This window comes from Frankia gtarii, assembly GCF_025403375.1.
Classification (GTDB): domain Bacteria; phylum Actinomycetota; class Actinomycetes; order Frankiales; family Frankiaceae; genus Frankia; species Frankia gtarii.
Genome location: NZ_JAMPTM010000396.1, coordinates 1 through 4,536, shown reverse-complemented (window position 1 = coordinate 4,536; position 4,536 = coordinate 1). Strand labels below are relative to the sequence as shown.

Sequence of the window (4,536 nt, the reverse complement as noted above, 5' to 3'; positions counted from 1 at the left end):
GCTGGTGGTGAGGATGCGGGTGTTGTCGGGGCTCCACGTGCCGCTGGTCACCGTGTTGGTGTGGCCGGTGAGGGTGAGCTGGTGGTGTCCGGTGGTGGCGTCCCAGATTCGCGCGGTGTCGTCCCAGCTGGTGGTGAGGATGCGGGTGTTGTCGGGGCTCCACGTGCCGCTGGTCACCGTGTTGGTGTGGCCGGTGAGGGTGAGCTGGTGGTGTCCGGTGGTGGCGTCCCAGATTCGCGCGGTGTCGTCGTTGCTGGTGGTGAGGATGCGGGTGTTGTCGGGGCTCCACGCGCCGCCGGTGACCGTGTCGGAATGGCCGGTGAAGGACGACAGCCGGAGGCCGGGTGGGCGCGTGGAGGCGACCGGCGCCACGAGCCAGCCTTCGCCGCGGGTGTCGTCGGCCGGGTGGCACAGCAGCGCCTGGGTGGCGTAGGCGCGGGCGCCGGCCCAGTGGGCGCCGGTCAGGTCGCAGGTGCGGAACACCGTTCCCGCGAGGTTGGCGCGGCGGAGATCGGCGCCGTGGAGCGCACTGTCGTGGATCTCGACGCGGGTCAGGTCCGCACCGGACAGGTCGGCCCGGGTCAGGTCCGCATCAGACACCACGGCGTTGGTCAGGGTGGCCTTCGCCAGCGACACCCCGCGCAGGTCGAGCCGCCGGGCGCCACCGTCGATCCGCCAACCGGTCAGGTCGGCCTCGGTCAGGACGGACCTGGCCGGGGGATGGCTCGGGTGGCCGCCGCGGCTTGCCGCCAGGCAGTACGCGAAGGCCAGCACCGCCGCCGCGTCGGCCCGTCCGCCGGGGACGTGCGTGGCCAGGGACGCCAGCGCGGCCGTGTGTCCCGCGCGCTGCGTCTCCTCGCGGCCCGCCAGCCACTGGCCCAGGAAATCGAGCGTCTCGGGGCTCGGCACCGGCAGCTGCCAGGCGGCCCGCGCCTGCTCCGCCGGAAGCTCCAGGGCTCGGGCGAGGTGGCGGGCGAGGAAGTACTCGCGCAGCGACGTGTGCGCGAAACCGAACGTGTCGTCGTTGCGGCGGACCAGGAACGTCGCCGTGCGCAGGTCCTCCTTCCACAGCGCGGGGGCTCTCGTCGAGTAGTGCAGCCCCAGGTCCGGGCGGCCGGCGAGGAACGCCAGCATCCACTGCTCGACCTCGTTCACCTGCCACGTCGCCCGGCCGGATCGCCACAGCCGGGCTGCGAGATCCTCCATCAGCAGCTGCTTGTGCTCCGCCAGCAACGAGTGCTTGCCCTCGTCCCGGTCCAGCCACTGCTCGACGAACGACGCGTACAGGTCGACCGCGCGCACGGTGCGGCCTTCGAGCTTTGCCTGCTCCACCGTCTCCAGCTGCTCGGCGACCATCCGCAGGGTCAACGGCCGCTCGGCGATCTCCCGCAGGTTGTGCACCGTGTCGAGCAGCTCCAGCAGCCGGTCGGCGTCGCCTCCGGGCACGTTCGCCGCCAGGTAGGCGCGGATCTGCTCCTCGCTGAACGGCAGCATGAGCAGGGCCAGGTAGTCGGCGCCGGCCGGACCGTCACGGTGCTGGCCGGTGAAGTGGTTGGTCTCGTCCTTGATGGTCCGGAAGTAGTGGGTCCGGCAGGACAGCAGCAGTCGGCTCGGCCGGGCTCCCCGCCGGCTGGTGGTCCGGGACTGCCAGGTGTCCTCGGTGGCACGCCACAGCGTGCGGGTGAACACCTGGCCGGCGTGCGGCTCCAGGTGCACCAGGACCTCGTCCAGCCCGTCGAAGATCAGGACGCAGCCGCCCGCGGCCACCAGGTCCAGCACCTGCTCGGCCGACGGGCCCGCGCCGCGGCTGCCGGCGTCCAGCAGCGCCTGCACGATCTTCGATAGGCCGCCACCTGCCCGCGCCACCGCCAGTGGCAGGTCCCGCAGGTCGAACAGGATCGGCAGCGGCACCGCGGCGTCGTGCCTGCGGCGGTCCAACAACGCCTCGGTGAACAGCTTGGCGGTCGTGGTCTTGCCCATGCCGACGTCGCCGAGCAGCGCGCACAGGTGCCGCGCGCCCGGGGACTCGTCGAGAGCCCACGTCAGCAGACGGTCCACCGCCGGCGTCGGTTCGCCGAGTTGCCGCGGCGCCGGTGCCCCGGGGGTGCGCTCGGCGAGGGACGTCTCACCGGCCACGGGAGGCACCACCTTCACGTCTATCGGCCGCCGGGTCATCATCGTCCGGGCGAAGGACTCCTGGGTGGAGCCGTCCCACGCGTAGGGATCGGGTCGGTCCGCTGCCACCGGCTCGGGACGGGCCCGCGCCGACATCGCCGGGCTGGACCCGTCCTGTCCGGCCCGGAGCCGGTCGTCGACGAGCCCCAGTACCGCCCGGACGAAACGTAGCTTGGCGGTGCGGTCCTGGCACTCGCTGAACGGCCGGTCGGCGAAGAGTGGAGCGCTTCCGGTGACGGATGCGTTCGGGGACACGCCCTCCAGGGCGAATCTGAGCGGGCGGCGGATGGTCATGCCCGCAGGGGTGTGAAGGCGGGCGGCGGCGCTGTCGAGTTCCACGACCACCTCGGCCGCCTCCCGCAGCCGTTGCCGCTCGGCCACGATGTCGACGCCAAGCCGAAGGTCGAGAGGGCTGGTGACCCGGTAGCTGGCAGCGGCCTGCTCGATCAGCAGCTCCACGAACTGCTGCTCCAGACCGCGGATCGCCTCGGATGCCTGCGGAGCCGTCTCAACGTGGACGACTGGCTGGAGCACCTCGGCCACCGATGCCGGCACGAGCTCGTCGACGGTCCGACGGTCTGCCTCTCGCTCGGAACGCTCGGCCACCTCCTCAACGGTGACGTCGGCGCCCTCGAACCAGCAGAACCGGTCGGTTGGCGGAGCCTTGCGCCGGTCGCTGACCAGCCGCAGGTCGACCTTGGCGGCTTTCGCCGCGACATCGAGGGCTGCGCGGAACTTGCGGAAGGTGTCCTGCGCCTTCACATCACCGCCGCCGGGAGTGGCCTCGTCCAACGCCTGCGGCATCGGGATTCGGCCGTCGTCGCCGATCAGCTCGGCCAGCCCCCGCAGCCGGGACATCTGCCGGGGGGTGAGGTCGTCGGTGAGCCGGTCGAGGTGTCGCAGCACCGCCCGGCGCGGGAGCCGTCGCATCAGGCCGCGTCGCTCAGCACGCGGTGACGGATCGCCGTCGTCAGATCCAGGGCGAACCGCTCTCGGCCGGCCCCGCGGGTCTCGGTGAAGGAGCGCCCCCCGGAGCCGGTGAAGATCTGCCGCGTGTCCACGCCGTGCAGGTCCCGCGAGCCGTCGAGCGGCACCCGCTTCAGCATCACCGGCAGCACCTTGTCGACGTCCGGGCCGAGCAGGCGGGGCAGCTCCTCGTCCAGGATGAAACGGCTGGCGAAGAACCCGGGGCTCAGCAGCAACAGCCCGTAGTCGCACTCGGCCAGCCGGGCCAGGATCTGCCGGCGCCAGTCCGCGCCCAGCAGCAGGTGCGAGTCCTCCCACCAGGCGATCCGCACCCCGGCCAGGGTGCCCAGATGCAGATGGCTGAGCAGTGCCTCCTTGGCGGCGAGGTCGCCATGACACCAGCTCAGAAAGATCGACGCCTCGGCCAGCTGCTCCATCGAACCCGCCCCCTTCACATTTTTCCGGATGGCTTCACGATAGAACGTGGTGGGACGTCCTGATCGTCCGGGGTGGTGGGACGGCGGCTCCGTGGTCGAAGCTCCCGCTATGCGCGGATTTGCGCCGCCGTCGGAGGTTCCTTGATGGAGACGCCGCTGATGCCTGCGGCGCGCATGGCCTGGGCCAGGCCGAGAATGCGGTCGACGGCCTGGGCGGGGGTGAGGCCGCGGCGGTGGATGTTGGAGAGCAGGTTGCGGTCGGCGTCGGTGTGGCCGCTGCGGGGGCGGTGGGCCAGGTAGGCCGACAGGCTCTCGGCGGTGGCGAGGCCGGGGCGTTCGCCGATCAGCAGCACGATCACCGTGGGGTGCACCAGGTCGCCGATGTCGTTCATGATGCCGACACGGCACTGGCGCACCGCGAACGGCTGGCCGGTGGACCAGCCGGCCTCGGCCGCCGCGGTGAGCAGCGCGGGCAATAGGGCCGGGACCTGGGCGTCTACCGCGGCCGCGGACAGGCCGTCGCCGATCACGATCTGCAGGTCCGCGCCGGGCGGGCAGCGGGCACCGACCTGCGCGCGGCCCTCGTCGGACAGCCGCCGGCCCAGGTCCGGCCGGCGCAGGTACTCGGCGCGGTCGGCGGCGGCCGAGTGGACGGCGAACAGGCCGAACCGCTCGGTCGTCGCGGCCAGCGCGGCCCCGGTGAGATCCAGTTCGGCGTCGACGGCGTCGCGGGCCGCCGCGTGGTCGGCCCGCAGCGCCAGCAGGTTCGCCGTCCGGTAGGAGGTGCCGCTCCGACCGACGAACACCCGAGCCGGCGTCACCGCCCGAACCCGCTCGGCCAGCGCCGCCAGATCCACCGGCACCACCGCTGGCTCCCGATCGGAACTGGTCCGTTCGGGGGGTGCAGCGGTGGGGTCGGAATCGGGCGTCACCGGGTCGGGCCCGAGGGGATGGCAGG

At 72.5% G+C, this 4,536-nt stretch carries 3 protein-coding genes; all 3 read right to left on the bottom strand.

The window, feature by feature from the left end; genetic code table 11:
• Positions 1-3,105 (bottom strand): pentapeptide repeat-containing protein (locus NBZ83_RS30210; RefSeq protein WP_261576319.1); only part of this gene is annotated, 3,105 nt, incomplete at its 3' end.
• Positions 3,105-3,578 carry a toll/interleukin-1 receptor domain-containing protein gene (locus NBZ83_RS30205; protein ID WP_261576318.1) on the bottom strand — a complete coding sequence of 158 codons (474 nt, stop codon included), beginning with the start codon at positions 3,576-3,578 and terminating at the stop codon, positions 3,105-3,107. The genes NBZ83_RS30205 and NBZ83_RS30210, both read right to left, overlap by 1 nt.
• Before the next feature lie 107 nt (positions 3,579-3,685).
• On the bottom strand, positions 3,686-4,536 hold an 851-nt coding region (gene eutC, locus NBZ83_RS30200; RefSeq protein WP_264764060.1), incomplete at its 5' end, for an ethanolamine ammonia-lyase subunit EutC.

Coding starts and splice junctions, on each gene's coding strand:
- NBZ83_RS30205 (WP_261576318.1), bottom strand. CDS start 3,578: ATGGAGCAGCTGGCCGAGGCGTCGATCTTTCTGAGCTGGTGTCATGGC.